The organism is Streptomyces sp. NPDC012510 (assembly GCF_042955065.1).
In the GTDB taxonomy this organism is placed as follows: domain Bacteria; phylum Actinomycetota; class Actinomycetes; order Streptomycetales; family Streptomycetaceae; genus Streptomyces.
Window position 1 is genome coordinate 47,091 of the sequence record NZ_JBIBEN010000035.1, and the last position, 21,189, is coordinate 68,279.

General features: G+C 70.3%; 8 protein-coding genes, 1 tRNA gene and 1 pseudogene. All 10 read left to right on the forward strand.

Annotated features, from left to right (window positions below):
- Window positions 1–114: 114 nt before the first annotated feature.
- Window positions 115–1,647 (forward strand): methyltransferase, encoded by a 1,533-nt coding sequence (locus ACFY9I_RS39670; protein ID WP_391011627.1) that lies wholly within the window; start codon window positions 115–117, stop codon window positions 1,645–1,647.
- Between the two features lie 297 nt (window positions 1,648–1,944).
- Window positions 1,945–4,383 (forward strand): protein kinase, encoded by a 2,439-nt coding sequence (locus tag ACFY9I_RS39675; RefSeq protein WP_391011630.1) that lies wholly within the window; start codon window positions 1,945–1,947, stop codon window positions 4,381–4,383.
- 95 nt (window positions 4,384–4,478) lie between these two features.
- Complete coding sequence (locus ACFY9I_RS39680) at window positions 4,479–4,676, forward strand: hypothetical protein (RefSeq protein ID WP_391011633.1); 198 nt, start codon at window positions 4,479–4,481, stop codon at window positions 4,674–4,676.
- A 306-nt stretch (window positions 4,677–4,982) separates the two neighbouring features.
- A complete protein-coding gene (gene topA, locus ACFY9I_RS39685; protein ID WP_391011636.1) occupies window positions 4,983–7,868 on the forward strand; it encodes a type I DNA topoisomerase in 2,886 nt (961 codons plus the stop codon).
- A gap of 235 nt (window positions 7,869–8,103) precedes the next feature.
- Window positions 8,104–11,454: a dTMP kinase gene (gene tmk, locus ACFY9I_RS39690; protein ID WP_391011639.1), complete on the forward strand. Its 3,351-nt coding sequence runs from the start codon at window positions 8,104–8,106 to the stop codon at window positions 11,452–11,454.
- A 265-nt stretch (window positions 11,455–11,719) separates the two neighbouring features.
- The gene (locus ACFY9I_RS39695; RefSeq protein ID WP_391011642.1) at window positions 11,720–12,925 is read left to right on the forward strand and encodes a DNA polymerase III subunit delta'; all 1,206 of its coding nucleotides are present in this window, start codon (window positions 11,720–11,722) and stop codon (window positions 12,923–12,925) included.
- Window positions 12,926–13,169: 244 nt separating this feature from the next.
- Window positions 13,170–14,768 (forward strand): alpha/beta fold hydrolase, encoded by a 1,599-nt coding sequence (locus ACFY9I_RS39700; RefSeq protein ID WP_391011645.1) that lies wholly within the window; start codon window positions 13,170–13,172, stop codon window positions 14,766–14,768.
- A gap of 110 nt (window positions 14,769–14,878) precedes the next feature.
- Window positions 14,879–14,952: transfer RNA gene (locus tag ACFY9I_RS39705), tRNA-Thr, on the forward strand.
- 1,004 nt (window positions 14,953–15,956) lie between these two features.
- On the forward strand, window positions 15,957–19,622 hold the full coding sequence (locus ACFY9I_RS39710; protein ID WP_391011648.1) for a LamG-like jellyroll fold domain-containing protein: 3,666 nt from the start codon (window positions 15,957–15,959) through the stop codon (window positions 19,620–19,622).
- Window positions 19,623–19,723: 101 nt separating this feature from the next.
- Window positions 19,724–21,189 (forward strand): annotated as a pseudogene (locus tag ACFY9I_RS39715) (RHS repeat-associated core domain-containing protein); the annotation flags it as partial.

The following is a 21,189-nucleotide window of genomic DNA, read 5'->3' on the forward strand; positions in this document are numbered from 1 at the left end:
TGCGGCGGGTCGGTGGCGCGGTTGTCCGGCGGCTGGGAACGGTCGTGTGGGAGGCGGCGGCGCTGTCGTCGCGGTTGGGTGGGGCGTCGGGGCTGCCCGGCTACGCTGAGCGTCGTGAGTAACTCCAAGCTGTCGTCCTTGCCCTCCACCGACCGGACCGATGTCACCGTGCGGCTTCGGGAGGCGTTGCTCGGCGCCGACTTCACCGCGGACGGGCTGCTGGAACTGCTCGGGGCGTCCGCGTACGCGGCCCTGGCGCGGAGTGAAGTCGTGCCGGCGCTCAGGGCGACGCGCGGGGAGACGGCGCTCGAGGCGCTGGTGCGGCTGTTCCTTTTGCAGCAGCCGGTGACACGCACGCGCGTGGAGGCTGTGTTGCCCGTCGACGCGTGCGTGGAGAGCGGGTGGCTCGTGCGCGTCGGTGAGGACGGTGACGAGGTCGCCGCCGCCGTCGATGTGCGGCCGTACGGCGGGCCGGGTGGTGAGGACTGGTTCATCGTGTCCGACCTGGGGTGCGCGGTCGGCGGTGCCGGGGGTGTCGGGAGCAGGGACGAAGGGGTCGTGCTCGGGGTGGGTGGGGCGTCCACGACACTCGCCGGGATCACCGTACGGAGGCCTGTCGCCTCCGCCCTCGACCTCGGCACCGGATCCGGCATCCAGGTGTTGCACGCCGCCCAGCACGCCACGCGCGTGACGGCGACCGATCTCAACCCGCGCGCGCTGCACATCACGGCGCTCACGCTGGCGCTCTCCGGGGCACCGGCGGCCGAGCTGCGTCAGGGCTCGCTCTTCGAGCCGGTCCCGGAGGACGAGAGGTACGACCTCATCGTGTCGAATCCCCCGTTCGTGATCTCGCCCGGTGCCCGACTGACCTACCGGGACGGCGGGATGGACGGGGACGATCTGTGCCGCACGCTCGTGTCGCAGGCGGGGGAACGGCTGACCGAGGGAGGGTACGCGCAGTTCCTCGCCAACTGGCAGCACGTGGAGGGGGAGGACTGGCAGGAGCGGCTGCGGTCGTGGGTGCCGCGCGGGTGCGACGCGTGGATCGTGCAGCGGGAGGTCCAGGACGTCGCGCAGTACGCGGAGCTGTGGCTGCGGGACGCGGGTGACCACCGCGGTGACGTGGCCGAGTACCAGACGCGGTACGACGCGTGGCTCGACGAGTTCGAGGCGCGGAAGGTGAAGGGCGTCGGGTTCGGATGGATCACGCTGCGGAAGTCGGCCGCCGCAGAGTCCGCGCCCTCCGTCACCGTGGAGGAGTGGCCGCATCCGGTCGAACAGCCGCTCGGTGAGACCGTGCGGCAGCACTTCTCGCGCGTCGACTACCTGCGGGCGAACGACGACGCGGCGCTCCTCGCCGCACACTTCCGGCTCACCGCCGAAGTTGTCCAGGAGCAGGTCGGGCTGCCGGGCGCCGAGGATCCCGAGCATGTGGTGCTGCGTCAGAACCGGGGTATGCGCCGGGCCACGAAGGTGGACACGGTCGGCGCGGGATTCGCCGGCGTGTGCGATGGCACGCTCAGCGCGGGCCGGATTCTGGACGCCATCGCCCAGCTCGTCGGGGAGGATCCGGTGGCACTGCGCGACCGCACCCCGGTCCAGATCCGGCTCCTCGTCGAACAAGGCTTCCTGGAACCGGCTCCCTGAGCCGTCCGGCGGCGGGAGCCGGCCGTGCTCCGCCGCCCGGTGACGATTTCCGCCCGTGACGATTTCCGCCCGTGACGATTTCCGCACGGTGCGGTGACCGTACTGGTACCGCGCCCGGCGCCCCTGAGCGTGACACCTGGGGCACATGCGCATGGCTGGGGCGCATGTGCCCCCTCTGTCTGGATTGGTCGGTAAAAGGACTCCTGTCAGTGGTGCGTGCGAAGCTATTTTCTAGAGACGGATTCGACGTGTCCTCGGGGGAGGCACGCGCTGTCTCTGGGGGATCGGGGGATCGCGATGGCGGGGGATACGCCGGAGCAGGGCCAGGGAAGGATCATCAACGGCCGCTACCGCCTGCTGCGCACGCTGGGCGCGGGCGGCATGGGCAAGGTCTGGCTCGCCCATGACGAGGAGTTGGCCTGCGAGGTCTCCATGAAGGAGATCTCCCTGCCCGACGTGCCGGTGTCCGCGGCCGAGCCTGCCCAGCGCATCGCCCGCGCCCGCAGCGAGGCCCGGCACGCCGCGCGGCTGCGTGGCCATCCGCATGTGGCGACGGTCCATGACGTGGTGCTGCACGAGGGCCTGCCCTGGATCGTCATGGAGTACGTGCCGGACGCCGTCGACCTTCAGGCGGTCCTGCGGCAGCGGGGGCCGCTCCCGCCCGAGCAGGCCGCCCGGATCGGGCTCGCCGTCCTCGACGCGCTCACGGCGGGGCACCGGATCGGCATACTCCACCGCGATGTGAAGCCGGCCAACATCCTCCTCGCGGCCGACGCCTCGGGAGACCCCTACGCCCGCGTGCTGCTCACCGACTACGGCATCGCGCTCCAGCCGGAGTCCCACGAACCCCGGCTCACGGCCACCGCCGGCATCCTCGGCACCCCCGGGTATCTGGCACCCGAGCGCGCGCGGGGCGAGCCGCCCACCCCGGCCGCCGACCTGTTCTCGCTCGGCGCCACGCTGTACGCGGCGGTCGAGGGCCGAGGCCCCTTCGACCGCCATGGCGAGTACGCCACGCTCACGGCCCTGCTCGGCGAGGAGCCGGCGCCCCCGGTCCACGCCGGTGAACTGGCCCCCGTCCTGCACGGGTTGCTCATCAAGGACCCGGTGCGCCGCCTGTCGCCGGAGGCGGTGGCACGCGGCCTGGGGCGGGTCGCGGACACGGGCGGCGTGTCAGCACCGCCGGGCTGGGGAGCCACCCCCGCGTCGGCGCCGGAGGGCTTCGGACCGGCTCCCGGCACACCCGTCACGCCCGGCGGCCAGGCGAACGTCGGCGCACCCCCCGGATATGTGGCGGGCGCCCCACCCGGCTATGTGGCCGCCGGACAGCACGGCATCGCGGCCACACCGAACACACCGGGCGCGCCCCACACGCCGTACACACCGCAGACCCCGGGGGTTCCGAACACTCCGGGGGCGGCCGCGGCGCCGCACGTCCCCGGGGGGCCCGCGTCACCGAACACCCCGCACACCCCGACGGGCGGTCCGTCCACTCCGGGCGCCGGTCCGGCCACCCCCGCCGGATCGCCGGGCGGTCCTTCGCCGTACGACCCCTGGCAGCAGGGGCAGCGCGGCCCCTACGACGGCTACAACCCGTACGGGGGCGGTCGGCCCACGCCCTACGGGGGCGCCGCCGGAGGCCAGTCGCCGCCGCACGGCGGTGCCCCCGGCCCCCGGCCGGCCCCGTACGGAGGTGGCGCGGGCGGTCAGCCGTCGGGGTACGGCGGCAGGGTGGGCCATCAGTCGCCGTCGTACGCGGCCGGTCCGTCGACGCCGTACGCGGCCGGTGGCGCTCAACCGCCGGGGAACGCGGGGTTCGCGACCGTCACGGCCGCGGGTCTGCCGCCCGGTGGGCCGAAGCGCGGGACGCCCGCGGCTGCGATCGTGGCGATCGTCGTCGCCGTCCTGCTGGTGGCGGGCGGCGGGACGTGGGCGGTCGTCAACTGGACGGACGGCCCGTCAGGTCCCTCTCCCTCCCAGACGCCGGGGGCGCTGGTGTCGCCGCCGGGGTCGGAGTACCCCTACGGCGAGCAGGCCGCCCTCAAGAAGGCGCTGCAGGTGGGGGACTGCGTCAAGGCGGTCTGGACGGGGACGGCGTTCGAGTCGGTGCCCGACCTCGGCGTGGTGGACTGCGACGAGGACTGGCCCGACGGCCAGGTGGTGGCGATAGAGACGGCGTCGGACCACGCGGACGCCGAGGCGGGCGGCGCCCAGCGCTGCGCCGGCCAGGCCGGCCCGGTGGCCGAGGCCCTGCCCGACGCGGGGGTCTACGCGCTCGTCCCGACGGCAGAGGGCTTCACCGCCGCCAAGGGCGGTACGGCATGTCTCGTACTCGGCAAGCACGTCCCGATCGGCGGCGAGGTGGGCCGACTCCGTGACGCGGGCATGAAGCTGTGGCCCACCCAGATGGCCATCGGTGACTGCTGGGACTACACCACCAGGGAGGAGGGGTACGACGCCCCACTGACCGACTGTGCCCAAGCGCACACCGACCAGGTGGTTGGATCGGTGCAGGCCCCGGACAGCATGACCTTCAAGGGCGCCCTCGACGAAGGGGGCAAGCTGTGCACCAACAGGTTCGAGTCGACTTGGGCACCCGGAGCTGACCTGATCGTGTCGGGCTGGATCTCCGACAAGACGCAATGGGAGAAGGGCTTCAACAAGGTGGTGTGCACGGTGCGCAACGCCGATGTGTCGAAGACGACCGGGAAGATACCCACGCCCGGATCGGTCTGAGGTCCCACTCCTGGTGTTCACCCCGGGTTCGCGCGCCCGCTTCCCGTCCGTGCCAGTCTCCCGTCCCGGGCGGTCGAGGGGTGGGAGGACGAGACATGGAGAGCGGGCCGGCGATCTTCGTGGGGGTGGTGTTCGCCCTGTTCGGGGGCGGGCTGCTGCTCTGGACCACGACCCGGTTGCGCCAGGGCGAGCCCGTCGCCCACGGAGTGCGTCCCGTGACATCGGCGACATTCGCGAGCGTCGTGGCGATCACCTCCCTGGTGCTCGGCGCCTGGTGCTTCACCTGGCTCTGAGCGGGCTCCGCAAGCCGGGACAGGGTAGCCGCGGTAACGGAGAGGTGACCCTCCGCATCGCCCCGAACGGATCGATGCACACGCCGGGCGGCAGGAATGGCGGTAGTCGGGTTACCGTTCGAGTGGCCGTTGCGGGCTTTTCCCGTTTGACACGGGGGCGGGATGTACCGTCACACTCCGCAGCGTCAGCATGACCCGACCCCCGGGCCGACCGCCGAGCCCCGTGCGAGGCACCGGCTCCAGGGGGCGCCCGCCCCGGTGCGCAAGCCTGGGGGAACCCAGCGTCGACCGGAGAGAAGAGCGAAGTTGTCCCCGACCAGCGAGACCGCGAAGGGCGGCCGCCGACTCGTGATCGTCGAGTCGCCTGCCAAGGCGAAGACGATCAAGGGCTATCTCGGCCCCGGCTACATCGTCGAGGCGAGCGTGGGGCACATCCGCGACCTTCCCAACGGCGCCGCGGAGGTGCCCGAGAAGTACACCGGCGAGGTGCGCCGCCTCGGCGTGGACGTCGAACACGACTTCGCGCCCATCTATGTGGTCAACGCGGACAAGAAGGCCCAGGTCAAGAAGCTCAAGGATCTGCTGAAGGACTCCGACGAGCTCTTCCTCGCCACCGATGAGGACCGCGAGGGCGAGGCCATCGCCTGGCACCTCCAGGAGGTGCTGAAGCCCAAGGTCCCGGTCAAGCGGATGGTCTTCCACGAGATCACCAAGGCCGCGATCCAGGCCGCCGTCGCCAACCCGCGCGAGCTGAACCAGAAGCTCGTCGACGCCCAAGAGACCCGCCGCATCCTCGACCGCCTCTACGGCTACGAAGTCTCGCCGGTCCTGTGGAAGAAGGTCATGCCGCGCCTGTCGGCGGGCCGCGTCCAGTCCGTCGCGACCCGGCTCGTCGTGGAGCGGGAGCGGGAGCGAATCGCCTTCCGCTCGGCCGAGTACTGGGACCTGACCGGCACCTTCGCCACCGGCCGCACCGGTGACGCCTCCGACCCGTCGTCGCTGGTCGCGCGCCTGCAGTCCGTCGACGGCCGCCGTGTCGCCCAGGGCCGTGACTTCGACTCGCTCGGCCAGTTGAAGGGCGCGAACGTCCTGCATCTGGACGAGGCGAACGCCCGCGCGCTGGCCGCCGCTCTGGAGAACACCCGGTTCGCGGTCCGCTCCGTCGAGTCCAAGCCGTACCGCCGCTCGCCGTACGCCCCGTTCCGTACGACGACGCTCCAGCAGGAGGCCTCGCGCAAGCTGGGTTTCGGGGCCAAGGCGACGATGCAGGTGGCGCAGAAGCTGTACGAGAACGGCTTCATCACCTATATGCGTACGGACTCCACGACGCTCAGCGACACCGCTGTGGCCGCCGCCCGCGCCCAGGTCACTCAGCTCTACGGCGCCGACTACCTGCCGGCGCAGCCGCGTACGTACGCCGGGAAGGTCAAAAACGCGCAGGAGGCGCACGAGGCGATCCGCCCCTCGGGTGATCGTTTCCGCACGCCTGCCGAGACCGGGCTGACCGGCGACCAGTTCAGGCTCTACGAGCTGATCTGGAAGCGGACCGTCGCCTCCCAGATGAAGGACGCGACCGGGAACAGCGTCACGGTGAAGATCGGTGGCACCGCCGCCGACGGCCGGGACGCCGAGTTCAGCGCCTCCGGCAAGACGATCACCTTCCATGGCTTCCTCAAGGCCTACGTCGAGGGCGCCGACGACCCCAACGCCGAGCTGGACGACCGCGAGCGCAGGCTGCCGCAGGTCGGCGAGGGCGACGCGCTCGTGGCCGAGGAGATCACGGTCGACGGGCACGCCACCAAGCCGCCGGCCCGCTACACCGAGGCGTCGCTGGTCAAGGAGCTGGAAGAGCGGGAGATCGGCCGCCCGTCGACGTACGCGTCCATCATCGGCACGATCCTCGACCGTGGCTACGTGTTCAAGAAGGGCACGGCCCTCGTGCCGTCCTTCCTGAGCTTCGCCGTGGTCAACCTGCTGGAGAAGCACTTCGGGCGGCTCGTCGACTACGACTTCACCGCCAAGATGGAGGACGACCTCGACCGCATCGCGCGCGGCGAGGCCCGGGCCGTGCCGTGGCTGAAGCGGTTCTACTTCGGCGAGACCGCGGCCGACGCCCACTCCGTCGAGGGTGCCAACGGCAGCGCGGCGGAGGCCGGCAACGGAGACGGGGACCACCTCGGTGGGCTGAAGGAACTGGTGACGGACCTGGGCGCGATCGACGCCCGCGAGGTGTCGTCGTTCCCTGTCGGTAACGGCATCGTGCTGCGCGTCGGCCGCTACGGCCCGTACGTCGAGCGTGGTGAGAAGGACGCCGAGGGCCACCAGCGCGCCGACGTCCCCGAGGACCTGGCGCCCGACGAGCTGAGCATCGAACTGGCGGAGGAACTGCTGGCCAAGCCCAGCGGCGACTTCGAGTTGGGCACCGATCCGGCGACCGGACACCAGATCGTCGCCAAGGACGGGCGTTACGGGCCGTACGTCACGGAGGTCCTCCCCGAGGGCACGCCGAAGACGGGCAAGAACGCGGTCAAGCCGCGTACGGCCTCGCTGTTCAAGTCGATGTCCCTGGACACGGTCACCCTGGACGACGCGCTGAAGCTGATGTCGCTGCCGCGTGTCGTCGGCGCCGACGCCGAGGGACAGGAGATCACCGCGCAGAACGGGCGGTACGGGCCTTATCTCAAGAAGGGCACCGACTCGCGTTCGCTGCAGTCCGAGGAGCAACTCTTCACGATCACCCTCGAGGAGGCGCTGGAGATCTACTCCCAGCCCAAGCAGCGGGGGCGGGCCGCGGCCAAGCCGCCGCTCAAGGAACTGGGCGCCGACCCCGTCAGCGGGAAGCCGGTCGTGGTGAAGGACGGGCGTTTCGGGCCGTACGTCACCGATGGCGAGACCAATGCGACGCTGCGGTCCGGGGACAGCGTGGAGACGATCACGCCCGAGCGAGGGTTCGAACTGCTGGCGGAGAAGCGGGCGAAGGGGCCCGCCAAGAAGACGGCGAAGAAGGCGCCCGCGAAGAAGACGGCGACCAAGACCGCCGCGAAGAAGGCCGCGCCGGCCAAGACGGCCGCCGCTGCGAAGAAGACGGCTGCTTCGAAGACGGCTGCTTCGAAGACCGCCGCGGCCAAGAAGGCGGCTCCGGCGAAGAAGACGGCCGCGAAGAAGGCGACGGCGGCCGGGGAGAGCTCCTAGCAGCCCGGAGGTTCGGGCGGCGGCTCGGCGGATCGGCGACTCGGCGGATCGGCGGCTGCCGGTCGGCTGTGGCTGGCCGCGCAGTTCCCCGCGCCGCGGGTCGGCCGTCCTTCGACGTGGCTGAAATCTTCACCTCTCCTTCGCTGAACGTGCGCGATTTACGCGACTTGGTGTGGAGCTGTGCGTGCGTTCGGGCGCTGCTCGGGGTGTCGGTGGGTGCCGATAGGCTGAAAGCATGATGCGAGCCGAGCAGCCTACGGCCCACGACCCGGCCCCCGACGACGCCCTGGCAGCCGACTCCAGGGAGCGCGCCGTACGGGCGCTGCTGCGCCTGCCTCAGCTGAAACGGTTGTGGAGCGCCCAGCTGGTGGGCGGTGTGGGCGATGTGCTCGCACTGTTCGTGCTGGTGCTCCTCACCTTCCAGACGGCGATCGCCGAGGCCCCCTTCGGCGGCGGCTACCGAGGCGTCGCCCTGACGGTCGCCGTCGTCTTCGGCACCCGGGCACTCGCGACCCTGCTCTTCGGCGCCGTGCTGCTCGGGCCGCTCACCTCGCTGACCGCCCAGGAGGGTCCGCTCGACCGCCGTTGGACCATGGTCGGCGCGGACGGGGTGCGGGTCCTGCTGCTGATCGTGGCGCCCCTGTGGATCGACTGGACGCCGGACAACGCGCTCGCGGTGCTGCTGGTCACCGTGTTCGTGACCGGTGTCGCCGAACGGTTCTGGACGGTGTGCCGGGAGAGCGCGGCCCCCGCCCTGCTGCCCGCTCCGCCGCTGGAGGGCGCGACCGTACGACCGCTGCCGGACCACATGGACGCGCTGCGGCGCCTGGCCCTGCGCACCGGATTCGTGGCGGTGCCCCTGGCGGCCACCGTGCTCGTCGTCGCCGCGCTCCTCAACAACCTGCTCGGCGCGGGCGTCGACTGGTTCGGTCAGCACCAGGCCGCGCTCGCCTCGTACGTCGCCGCCGGGCTCTTCGCCGCCTCGCTGTCCTTGGTGACCTTCCTGGAGCTGCCGAAGACGCGTACGCCGCGCGCGCGGTCACCGCTGGAGGGGCTGCGCCGGCCCAGGACCGGGACGGGTGTGGACAAGGGCCGTACCGGCGCGATCCCGATCCTGGTGCCGGCTTGTGGGGCCGTCGCCGGTGCGGTCGCCGCCGCCGTGGCCGTCGCGGTACTGCACGCCAAGGATCTGGGTGGCGGACCCGTGTTGTACGGGCTGCTCGTCGCCGCGCTGACGGGTGGCGTCGTTCTCGGGATCCGTCGGGCGCCGGCCGTCCTGCCCTCGCTGTCACGGCGCCGGCTGCTCGCGCTGGCGATCGCTTTCACGGGTGTAGCGCTGCTCGCGGCCGGCCTGGTGCCGGATGTCACCAGCGTGCTGCTGATCATGGGCCTGGCGGGAGCCGGCGCGGGGATCGCCGCGAACACCGGGCACACCCTGCTCGACCAGGAGGCAGAGGACTTCCGTCGCGGCCGGACGACCGAGCATCTGCACGCCGTCGTACGAGTGTTCGTGGCGTTGGCGGTGCTCGTCGCCCCGCTGCTCGCCGCCGTCATCGGGCCGCACCGGCTGGAAAGCGGCAAGTTCGTGTTCGCACACGGGGGCGCGGCGTTCACGCTGATGCTGGTGGGGGCGTTGCTGCTGCCGGTGGCCGCGCTGGTGCTCGCCAAGGTCGACGATCGGTCCGGAGTGCCGCTGCGGCAGGATCTGCGCGATGCCCTGCTAGGCGGCGACGATCCGGAGCAGGCGCCCGCCGGGACCGGCTTCTTCATCGCCGTGGAAGGCGGTGACGGTGCGGGGAAGTCCACCCAGGTCGAGGCGCTCGCCGAGTGGATCCGGGCCAAGGGCCACGAGGTCGTGGTGACGCGGGAGCCGGGGGCGACTCCGGTGGGCAAGCGGCTGCGGTCGATCTTGCTGGACGTGTCCTCCGCAGGCTTGTCGCACAGGGCGGAGGCGCTTCTTTACGCGGCGGACCGTGCCGAGCATGTGGACACCGTGGTGCGGCCCGCGCTGGAGCGGGGCGCGGTGGTCATCTCGGACCGGTACATCGACTCGTCCGTGGCGTACCAGGGAGCCGGGCGGGATCTCTCGCCGACCGAGATCGCGCGGATCTCGCGGTGGGCGACCGATGGGCTCGTGCCTCATCTGACGGTGCTGCTGGATGTGTCGCCGGAGGCAGCGCGGGAGCGGTTCACCGAGGCGCCGGACCGCTTGGAGTCGGAGCCGGTCGAGTTCCACGAGCGGGTGCGGGCGGGATTCCTGACGCTGGCCGCGGCGGACGCCGGCAGGTACCTGGTGGTGGACGCCGGGCAGGACCCCGAGGCGGTCACGACGGTCGTCAGGCATCGGCTGGATGTGATGCTTCCGCTGTCCGAGGCCGAGATCGAGGCGCAGGAGGAGGCGCGGCGCCAGGCCGAGGAGGAGGCGCGGCGCAAGGCCGAGGAAGAGGCCGCGCGGAAGGCCGAGGAGGAGCGCCTGGAGCGGGAGCGTCAGGAGGAACTCGCCCGGCTGCGTGCCGAGGAGGAGGAGCGCAAGCGGCGCGAGCTGGAGGAGGCCCAGCGGCGCGAGGCTGAGCGGCAGGCCGAGGAGGCCCGGCGGCGGGCCGAGGAGGCGCGTCGTCGTGCCGAGGAGGAGCAGGCGCGGCTCCTCGCGGAGGAGAAGGCTCGGGCCGAGGAAGAGGAACGGCGGAGGGCCGAGGAGGAACGGCGTCGTCACCAGGCCGCGGAGGAGCAGCGGCTGCGGGCGGAGGCGGAGACGCGCCGCCTGGAGAAGCAGCGGAAGGCCGAGGAGGCGTTGCTCCGGGCCGAGGAGGCTCGGAGGGTGGCCGCGGCGGCTGAGGCCGAGCGGGTGGCGGCCGAGCGGGCCGCGGCGGCTGAGGCTCAGCGGGTGGCGGCCGAGAAGGCCGAGGCGGACAGGGCGGCCGCGGCGGAGCGCGCTGCGGCGCACGGCAGGGCGGCTGGGACGGAGAGGGCTGCTGGGGGAAGGGCTGCCGCCGAGCGGGATGGCCAGGGCTTCGGCGGAGGCGGGGCTGATGAGGCCGTGACGGTGCCTACGCCTGTGGTGACGCCGACGAACGCGTCTGGTGGGCCGGTGGACGAAACGGCTGTGTTGCCGCCGGTGCCGCCAGTTCCCCCGGGGCGGTCGGGGAGGTCCGGACGGTCCGGGCGGTCCGGTGGGGATTCGGCGGATTCGGAGACCACGGCGAAGTTGCCGAAGCCGCCGGTGCCGCCTCAGGAAGCGGCTTCGGGCGGGGCTTCCGATGATGAGACCGCGGTGTTGCCGCAGGTGCCTTCGGAGGCGGCCGACGAGACGGCTGTACTGCCTCCGGTGCGGGAGGATCGGGTGCCACCGGGGTACTTCCGGGATGAGCGGCCCGCGTCCGGGCCCGGGCCTGACGGGACGGAGGATCGGACGCGGGAGCTTCCGCAGGTCGATGCGGAGGGGGTTCCGCGGCGGCGGCCCCGGTCGGACTGGGCCGAGGAGACGCCGCTCGACGATCTGCCGACGTTGGCGGACGAGTTGCTGGGACCGCATGGCGAGGACGACGGTGATGAGGAGCGGCGCGGTTGGGGGCGGCGTCGGCGCTGAGTCGGCGGGTGACGCGTCCGTCGGGATCGTTCGCGCGGTCCCCCGGTGAGCGACACCAGGCTTTGCACAGCCCCGGAGCCGGGGACCTGGCCCCAGCAGGGCCACCTGGCAGCGAGGCGGGCGTGTCACTGAGCCTCTTCCGCCCAGCTCACCTGGCGCCGACGGTCGTCCTGCGTCGGACCGGATTGTCGGTGGGGTCGCGCACAATGGGGCGCGGAAAGCCAGGTGGAGGTCGTGTGGGACGGAGGACTGAGGGTGGTGTGTCATGGCCGTGTGGGACGACCTGGTGGGGCAGGAGAGGCTGAGCGGGCAGCTTGACGCGGCCGCTCGGGACGCGGATGCCATCGTCACGGCGGCCGGGAAGGGGACGACGCCCCCGGAGGCGTCGAAGATGACGCACGCGTGGTTGTTCACGGGGCCCCCGGGCTCGGGGCGGACGACCGCGGCGCGGGCGTTCGCGGCGGCGTTGCAGTGTGTGAGTCCGGACCGGGCGCTCGGGGGGAGCCCGGGGTGCGGGTTCTGCGACGGGTGCCATACGGCGCTGGTGGGGACGCACGCGGATGTCACGACGGTCGCGGCCGTGGGCACGCAGATCCTCGCCGAGGACATGCGGGACACGGTGCGGAAGTCGTTCACGTCCCCGGCGAACGGGCGCTGGCAGGTGATCCTCGTCGAGGACGCCGAGCGGTTGAACGAGAAGTCGGCGAACGCGGTGCTGAAGGCCGTGGAGGAGCCCGCTCCCCGAACGGTCTGGCTGCTGTGCGCGCCCTCACTGGAGGACGTTCTGCCGACGATCCGGTCGCGGTGTCGGCACGTCGGGCTGCTCACGCCGTCCGTGGACGCGGTGGCGGACATGCTCGTACGCCGGGAGGGCATCGAGCCGGAGGCCGCCGCCGTTGCGGCGCGCGCCACCCAGGGGCACATCGAGCGGGCTCGGCGGCTCGTCACCGATCCGCGGGCTCGGGAGCGGCGGGCTGCCGTGCTGAAACTGCCGTTGCGGGTCGAGGACATCGGTGGGTGTCTGAGAGCCGCGCAGGAGTTGGTGGACGCGGCGTCGGAGGAGTCCAAGCAGCTCGCCGAAGAGGTCGACACCAAGGAGACCGAGGAGCTGAAGGCGGCGCTGGGCGCGGTGCAGGGCGGGCGGATGCCACGCGGTACGGCGGGGGTGATGAAGGACCTGGAGGACAAGCAGAAGCGACGGCGTACTCGGGCGCAGCGCGACAGTCTCGATCTCGCTCTGACCGAGCTCACCGGGTTCTACCGCGACGTTCTGGTGCTGCAGTTGGGGTCGAGGGTCGCGCTCGCCAATGTCGAGGTGCAGGACACTCTGGAGCGGATGGCGCGGAGTGGGACGCCGGAGTCGACGTTGCGGCGGATCGACGCGATCGCGGCGTGCCGGGAGGCGCTGGAGCGGAATGTGGCGCCGTTGCTGGCCGTGGAGGCGATGACGATGGCGTTGCGGGCCGGGTGACGGGTGACGGGTGACGGGGACGGGTGACGGGTGGCGGGTGAGGCGGGTGGGGAACGGGTGATGTGGGCGGGCTCGGTGCGGGGGCTGGTGTTCGACCACTGCCTGCTCGGGTGACGGGTGACGGTGACGGTGACGGGTGATGCATTCGGTTGACGGGCGGCGCATTCGGTTGACGGAGTCACTCGTACGAGGAGCTTTCGTAGCCATCGGTGATCGTGGCGTCGCGGATGGTTACTCTCGCGAGATGCACACCAGGTGTACTAACCGGCCGAATCGGTCCCTGCGAGCCGGCGGCGCGTTGCTCGCCGCCGTCGCGCTGCTCGTCTCGGCCTGCTCGTCCGGCGGTTCCCGTACGGCTGCCACGGCGGCGGCCACGGCTGCCGACGGGGGGCCCGCCCTCGGCGCGCTGCCCCGTGCAACACCGGCGGCGCTGACCTCGTACTACGAGCAGAAGCTGAGCTGGCACGGCTGCGAGGTCCCCGGCTTCCAGTGCGCCACGATGAGGGCGCCCCTCGACTACGCGAAGCCGGGCGAGGGCGACGTGGAGCTGGCGGTGTCTCGGAAGAAGGCGGCCGGGCCGGGTGAGCGGATCGGGTCGTTGCTGGTCAACCCCGGCGGCCCGGGTGGGTCGGCGGTCGGATATGTGCAGGGGTACGCGGGCGTCGGCTACCCGGCCAAGGTGCGGGCGCGGTACGACATGGTCGCTGTCGATCCGAGGGGCGTGGCCGGGAGCGAGCCGGTCGAATGTCTCACCGGGCGCCAGATGGACACGTACACGCAGACCGATCTCACGCCCGACGACACGGGGGAGACGGCCGCGCTGGTCGCCGCGTACAAGCGGTTCGCGGAAGGGTGCGGGCAGCGGGCGCCGAAACTGCTGCGGCATGTCTCGACGGTCGAGGCGGCCCGGGACATGGACATTCTGCGGGCCGTGCTGGGCGACGAGAAGCTGACGTACGTCGGCGCCTCGTACGGGACGTTCCTGGGCGCGACGTATGCCGGGCTGTTCCCGGAGCGCGTCGGCCGACTGGTGCTGGACGGCGCGCTGGACCCGTCGCTGCCCGCCGACCGGCTCAATCAGGAGCAGACGGCGGGCTTCGAGACGGCCTTCCAGGCCTTCGCCGAGGACTGCGTGCGGCGGAAGGACTGCGCGCTGGGGAGCACGCCCGCGCGGGTCGGCGACAACCTGCGCGCCCTCTTCGAGCGACTGGACGCGCGGCCCCTCCCCACCGGTGACGCCGACGGCCGGCGGCTCAGCGAGTCCCTGGCCACGACGGGCGTGATCTCGGCGATGTACGACGAGGGCGTCTGGCCGCAGCTGCGCCAGGCCCTCACCGCGGCGGTCAGGGACGGCGAAGGCGCGGGCCTGATCGCCCTCTCGGACCGCTACTTCGAACGCGGCCCCGACGGCAACTACTCCAATCTGATGTACGCCAACGCCGCCGTGAACTGCCTCGACCTCCCGCCCGCCTACAACAGCCCCGAGGAGGTCGAACGGGCCCTCCCCGAGTTCCGGAAGGCCTCCCCGGTCTTCGGCCGGGCCCTGGCGTGGGCGTCCCTGAACTGTGCGTACTGGCCGGTCAGGGCGACGGGTGAGCCGCACCGTATCGAGGCCGAGGGCGCCGCACCGATCGCCGTCGTCGGCACCACGCGCGACCCGGCCACCCCCTACCGCTGGGCCGAGGCCCTCGCCTCCCAGCTCTCCTCCGCCCGCCTCCTCACCTACGACGGCGACGGCCACACCGCCTACGGCCGCGGCAGCACCTGCGTCGACTCCACGATCAACGCCTACCTCCTCCGAGGCACACCCCCGCCCCAGGGAAAGCGCTGCTCGACACCCTGACCGCCGACCTGCCCGGGCGCCTCCGGGGTGCTCCGCCCCTTGGTCAGGAGCACCCCGGAAACTGTGTAGACTTACCGACGTTGCTGATCGCACCATAGTGTGGGCAGCGCGCCGCCTTAGCTCAGATGGCCAGAGCAACGCACTCGTAATGCGTAGGTCTCGGGTTCGAATCCCGAAGGCGGCTCTGTGGTGAACCCCAGGTCGGGCCTTTGACCTGGGGTTTTCCTTTTTTGTTGACCTTGGATATCCGGCGAATCGGGCACTGCTGGTCTGCGCATCGAAATGCGTAGGTCGCCGATTCACAGCTTGTGTCCGGCTTTCGGAGCGCCGCTGTGACCTGCGAGTTCATGGTCCTGAGGGCTTCTGCATCGAATCTCGGAGTGATCGCCGGTGGCCATCCGGTGGCCATTTGTGCAGCGAGAGTGCAAGGAGCATCCGATCTCGGCCTGCAGGTGCTGTCTCAGGTGCCCCTTCTCTTGTGCAGTCTGAACAGTGGAGAGACTTGCCTGGAGTCCTCAGCGCCGGTGTGAAGCGGCCCGGTCGCAGGTCGCGTTACCGCTCGTGCGGCACGGTTGTGGCCCTGCGACACCCAGCCAGGGGCCGTCGCAAGATCTGCACCCGATGGCATTCGACTCAAGGGTGGGTTGACCAGCGCCACCCGTGACAATGCGCTACGGCATATGCGTTGACGCTTGGCCTGTTTCTGCTGTGCCGTGTTGCCTGTCTCTCGTGAGCTTTAGTTGAAGGTTAAGGAGCTCATCGAGGTGGGGCAGCCCTGCTGTGGCTGTGGGGGTGTTTGCTCAAGCGGTCGTTGAAGAGTGGCGTGTTCTGTGCGTTTGACCTTCGTTCGCCTGCGGAGCGTGAAGATGTGCGGCGTTCGAAGGTTCGCCCGACTGGTCGGTAATCGCCCGCTGTCGTCCCAGCTCAGAGATGGGTCGACAGTTAGATTTATGACGCAGATCACGTTGACGTCGGGAACTGAGGCCGCGTTAGATCGCGGGATCTATGAAGGTTTTGTGACTACGGGGTGGGTTCGTGGGGTTGAGGCGGGGGCGTCGCCATGTTCAGATGCGAAGAGGTCGTTCGCATCGTGTAGTCGGTGGGATCTCGGCTGCGGCGACGCTGTTGTCGCTGTTGCCTGTCGTGTCGCTCGCGAGCGTTGGTGATGCGGCGGCGGCTCCGAATGCGGTGCTGACCGAGCAGTCGGCCTCGGAGCGCGCAGCGGCGACCGGCGAATCGGTCGAAGTGCCGTCCGAGCGGACCGAGTACACGACGACCGTGGCGAACCCCGACGGCACCTTCACCCTCACGCAGTCGACACAGCCGCAGCGTGCCAGGGCCGAGGACGGTACGTGGCAGGACGTCGATGTCACCCTGGAGGAACGTTCCGACGGGACGGTCGGGCCGAAGGCCGCCGTGGTGGACATGGCTTTCTCGGGCGGCGGTGCCGGATCAGGACTGCTGCGGCTCGGGCGGGACGGCCAGGAGCTGAGGATGGGCTGGCCCACTTCGCTCCCCGAGCCCACGCTGGACGGTGCCACGGCGACGTACGCGAACGTGCCCGTCGACGGTGTGGACCTGCAGATGACGGCGACCGCCGAGGGCTACCGCGAGGTGCTCGTGGTCAGGTCCGCCGAGGCAGCTGCCAGCTCCGAGTTGGAGCACATCAGCCTTACGGCCACAGGGTCCGGCCTGAGCGTCGTACCCGGCGAGGGCGGTGGACTGCGGGCAGTCGACGCCGATGGCAACGTGGTGTTCCGGGGGCCTGCGGGACAGATGTGGGACTCGGCGGGAGACGACGCGGAGGCCGGGCCGCAGACCCAGCTCCTGTCCACGGCCGCTGCGGAGGAGTCCGGGACCGAGGGAGTCGCCGATGATCTGTCGCACCCCGAAGAGGGGGACGCCACGGCGGAGCTGCCGGTGGCCGTCGGCGACGGCACTGTCTCCGTGAAGCCGGACCTGGATCTGCTCCGGGGGCAGGAGACGGTCTACCCGGTCTTCATCGATCCGCCCGTCGGACTGGGTGTGTCCGAGTGGACGAAACTCTCGTCGGACGGCGACAAGTTCTGGAAGTTCACCGAGCCCAAAGGCGTCGGCCGGTGTGGTGTCGCGGACGGCTACGCCTGCGGTTCCGGTTACACGGACCGGATGTACTTCGAGTTCGGCCCCGGCAAGCTGGCCGGCAAGCACGTACTGGACGCGACGTTCCGGGCGAAGGAGACCTGGTCCTTCAACTGCACTCCGTACTGGGTCGACCTGGAGCGCACCGACAACATCTCGGAGGGCACCCGCTGGCCGGGCCCGAAACAGCTGGATCAGATGGGCGACAGGTACGTCTCAGCGGGCCGCGGTGACCTGTGCAGTCCTGAGCAGCCGAACGCATGGGTCGAATTCAACGACAACCCTGCTGAGGCGGACGAGAATCTCGCCTCCACCGTGCGGGCGTTCGCGGCGGGCAAGTTCCCCCGGCTGACGCTGATGCTGCGGGCCAAGGACGAGACCGAGCCGCGCGCGTGGAAACGGTTCGACAACAACGCGGAACTCAAAGTCTGGTACGTGCACAAGCCGGGTGTGCCGACCACTGTGGGCGCGATCCCGGGTACGGGGAACAAGTCCGGGCCATGCCGCCCCTTGTCGGACCCGCTGACGGTGACGGTGACGACGCCGACTGTCCACGCAAGGGTGCAGACCCTGGTGCAGCCGGGTGCGGATGAGACGACGCCCGCCCTGCAGGCGGAGTTCGTCATGCAGCGTTCCAGCACTGACACGTCCAAGGGCACCTGGGCGCAGGTGTGGAGCGGGTACAGACCGGCTGAGGGGTGGGCCACGGACGGTGACCTGCTGTCGATCAAGACGACCAACCGGGCGGACGGAGGACTCTATCGGTTCCGCGCACGGACCCAGTCTCATTGGAGCTATGACGGTCGGTCCGGTGATCTGTTCTCGCCGTACTCCTCCTGGTGTTACCTGAGGATCGACTCGACCGCACCCAAGGTGCCGACCATCGTGTCCGGGCAGCCGTACACCGAGTGCACGGTCGATGACTGTGCTCCCCATGGTGCTCCCGGAGTGGCGGGTACGTTCACTTTCCGGCCGAACGCCGCCGACAACGATGTGAAGGCCTACCGCTGGCGGTTCCTCTCCACGGGCGCGGGCGCCACCAAGCAGGTCAATGCCGCCATGACCAACGCGCCGGTGACACGGAAGGACATCACTCCCGGTCTGCCCGGCACACAGACCCTGTCGGTGGAAGCCAGTGATCTCAAGCTGGACAAGGATGGGCGTGTGCGCTGGGGACCGCCGGCGGAGTTCGTCCTCAAGGTGGGGCTGCCGGCAGGCCCGACGGGCCGCTGGCGCTTCGACGACGGCACGCCGGAATCGGACGCGACTGATGCCCAGGACACCGGCGAGGTCGGGACACGTCACAAGGCTGTGCTGCGTGACACGGCCGGGACCGGTTGGTCGACGATGGCACGCCGTGGCGCCGGTGACTACTCGCTCTGGCTCAACGACAGCTCGGACCCGGCCAAGCAGAGCGGCTACGCGTCGACCGACGGACCGGCCGTCAACACCCAGGACTCCTTCACCGTGTCGGCGTGGACGTACCTCACGGACGCCTCCGCGAACAGGACGGTACTGTCCGCGCCCGGCGACCGGGGGTCGGCGTTCACGCTCTACTACTCGTCCACGTACAGGAAGTGGGTGTTCAACCGGACCGACCAGGACAAGGACAGCCCCGTCTACATCCGCTCGGTGGCCGATGAGGCCAATCCTCCTCTGCGGGTCTGGACCCACCTGGCCGCGGTCTTCGATGCGAAGAAGGACGCCGACAAGACCAACGACACGATCCAGCTGTACGTCAACGGAACGCCGCAGGGCGATCCGGTCGTGCTGTCCGACGCCGCGTCGACGTACACGCCCTGGGCGGCGGACCGGAACCTGATGTTCGGAGTCTCGAAGGTCGGCGGTGCGTACGGCGAATACTTCCGCGGACGGGTGGACGAGGTTGCGGTGTGGCAGGAGGCGCAGCAGCCTGAGCAGATTCGCGAGGAACACCAGTTGAAGATGGACGATGTGCCGACCAATGAGCTGGTCGCCCACTGGGACGCCACCATCTCGTCCGGCACGAAGGTCTCGGAGAGCCCGGAGGACCCCGACAATCCGGCGAGCACCTCGTTCCCGTACCAACGAGGCGGTCTGACACTGGCAGGCCGCGCCGGACTGGCCGGCGAGGACGCTACGGCTCTCGTGCTCAACGGAACTTCCGCATACGCGTCGAGGACGGGCCCGGTGGTGGACGAGACAGGATCCTTCACCGTGTCCGCACGCGTACGGCTCAACAGGGCACTGCTGCAGTCGAAGCCGGACGGCTACCGAGGACTGGTCGCTGCGCAGGCGACTCCGGCGGGCAAGGAGTCCTCTTGGGCCCTGTGGGTGGAGAAGGCTGCGGACGGCATCTATCAGTGGAAGTTCGGCCGGACGGCGGTCGACTCCACCGGAAAGGTGGTCGACAGCGCCCTCGCCGTAGCCCAGGAGCCCGTCGGGGAACACGAGTTCGGCACATGGGTCGATGTCACTGGTGTTTTCGACGCCGTGAAGCCCTTCAGTGCCTCAGACGGGACAGAGGGTTTCGGAGCGTCCCAGCTGTACGTCGGTCAATTTCCCCAGCAGAGCGAGGAAGACGACGGCTTGGAGGCCGCTCAGCAGGGTTCGGGTGAACTCTCGGTCGGTCGGGGTTCGGCGGGTGGCACCACCGGCCACTATCTGCCCGGTGACCTGGCGAAGTTCCGTGTGTGGTCAGGTGCCATGCCGAAGGAACGGGTACAGAGCCAGATCGCCGAGCCGTCCACGTAGATCGCGCGGGCCTGCCCCAGCGAGCCCCTTGCTCTCTCTTCCATTGACCTTCAACGGTGCGCGGCCGTTTCAGCGGAGCTGCCGCCGCAAGGAGACTTGTCATGACCAAGTTCGGCCCAGGCTCGTCCGGAGTAGGGACAGCCATATCTGGCAGACGCGTCTGGACGAGGCGCTTCTCCTCGGTGGTGGGCTTCGCGATGCTGCCCGGCCTGCTGACACCGGTGGCGTTCGCGGATGAAGCGGATCCGCTCGGCAGGCCCGATCTGCAAGCCCCGAAGGCAACCAAGGTCTCCCCCTGGACAGTGAAGACGAACAAGAAGGTCGCGGCGCTCGCCGAAAAGACCGAGGTCGCCAACCGCGCTGCGGCGAAGCGCGCCGGTCAGGACCGCGCCCGAAAGGTCACCTGGCCCGTCGGCGGCTCCGCGACACTCTCCTTGGACGGATCGGGCCAGGTCCAGGGCACCCCTGGTTCGCTGCCGGTCTCACTCACCGAACCGAAGGCGGCCAAGGCCAAGAAGCGGCCGCGCACCGCCGATTCGGTCAAGGTCGAGGTCCTCGACCAGAAGACTGTCAAGAAGCTCGGCATCAAGGGCGTTGTACTCAAGGTCACCGGACCCAAGACGGGCGGACAGGCCCGACTGGATGTCGACTATTCGGCGTTCGCCTCCGCCTACGGAGGCGACTGGGCCGGTCGGCTGAACCTGCTGAAGTTCCCGGGGTGCCTGCTCAGTGACAGCGACACGGGCAAGTGCCGTGCTCCCAAGCCTTTGGTCTCGGTCAACGACCGTGCCGAGGAACACCTTTCGTCGACGCTGACCTTCAAACCCGCTGCGTCTCGCGCCGAGACGATGGTCCTCGCTCTGGCCGCAGGCACCCAGTCCGGCGGAGGCGACTACAAGGCGACCCCCCTGGCCTCCTCCTCGACCTGGGAGGCGGGCGGCTCGGCCGGCACCTTCACCTGGTCCTACCCGCTGCGCACGCCCCCGGCCGCGGCAGGGCCCGCTCCCGGGCTGTCGATCTCGTACGACTCCGGTGCCGTGGACGGCCGTACCGCCAACACGAACAACCAGAGCAGCCAGGTCGGTGAGGGTTTCGACCTCACGTCCTCGTATGTCGAGCGCAAGTACGGCTCCTGTGACGACGACGGGCAGGACGACAAGTTCGACCTGTGCTGGAAGTACGAGAACGCATCTCTCGTTTTGAACGGCAAGGCCACCGAGCTCGTCAAGGACGACACCACCAAGCAGTGGCGCCTGAAGAACGACGACGCCTCCACGGTCACGCACTCCGTCGGCGCCGACAACGGCGACGACGGTGACGCGAAGACCGACACCTCGGCGGGTGACAAGGGCGAGTACTGGACGGTCGTCACGGGCGACGGCACCAAGTACGTCTTCGGCCTGAACAAGCTCGAGGGTGCGGGCGCGAGCGATCGTACGGAGTCGGTCTGGACCGTCCCCGTCTTCGGCGATGACTCGGGTGAACCCGGCTACGGCAGTGGCAGCGGCTTGTCCGGCCGTGAGAAGAAGCAGGCGTGGCGGTGGAACCTCGACTACGTCGAGGACAC

What these genes read in the sequence shown, in the direction of transcription:
- ACFY9I_RS39675 (WP_391011630.1), top strand. Translation starts at nt 1,945, where the DNA reads ATGGCGGGGGATACGCCGGAGCAGGGCCAGGGAAGGATCATCAACGGC.
- ACFY9I_RS39680 (WP_391011633.1), top strand. Translation starts at nt 4,479, where the DNA reads ATGGAGAGCGGGCCGGCGATCTTCGTGGGGGTGGTGTTCGCCCTGTTC.
- tmk (WP_391011639.1), top strand. Translation starts at nt 8,104, where the DNA reads ATGATGCGAGCCGAGCAGCCTACGGCCCACGACCCGGCCCCCGACGAC.
- ACFY9I_RS39695 (WP_391011642.1), top strand. Translation starts at nt 11,720, where the DNA reads ATGGCCGTGTGGGACGACCTGGTGGGGCAGGAGAGGCTGAGCGGGCAG.
- ACFY9I_RS39700 (WP_391011645.1), top strand. Translation starts at nt 13,170, where the DNA reads ATGCACACCAGGTGTACTAACCGGCCGAATCGGTCCCTGCGAGCCGGC.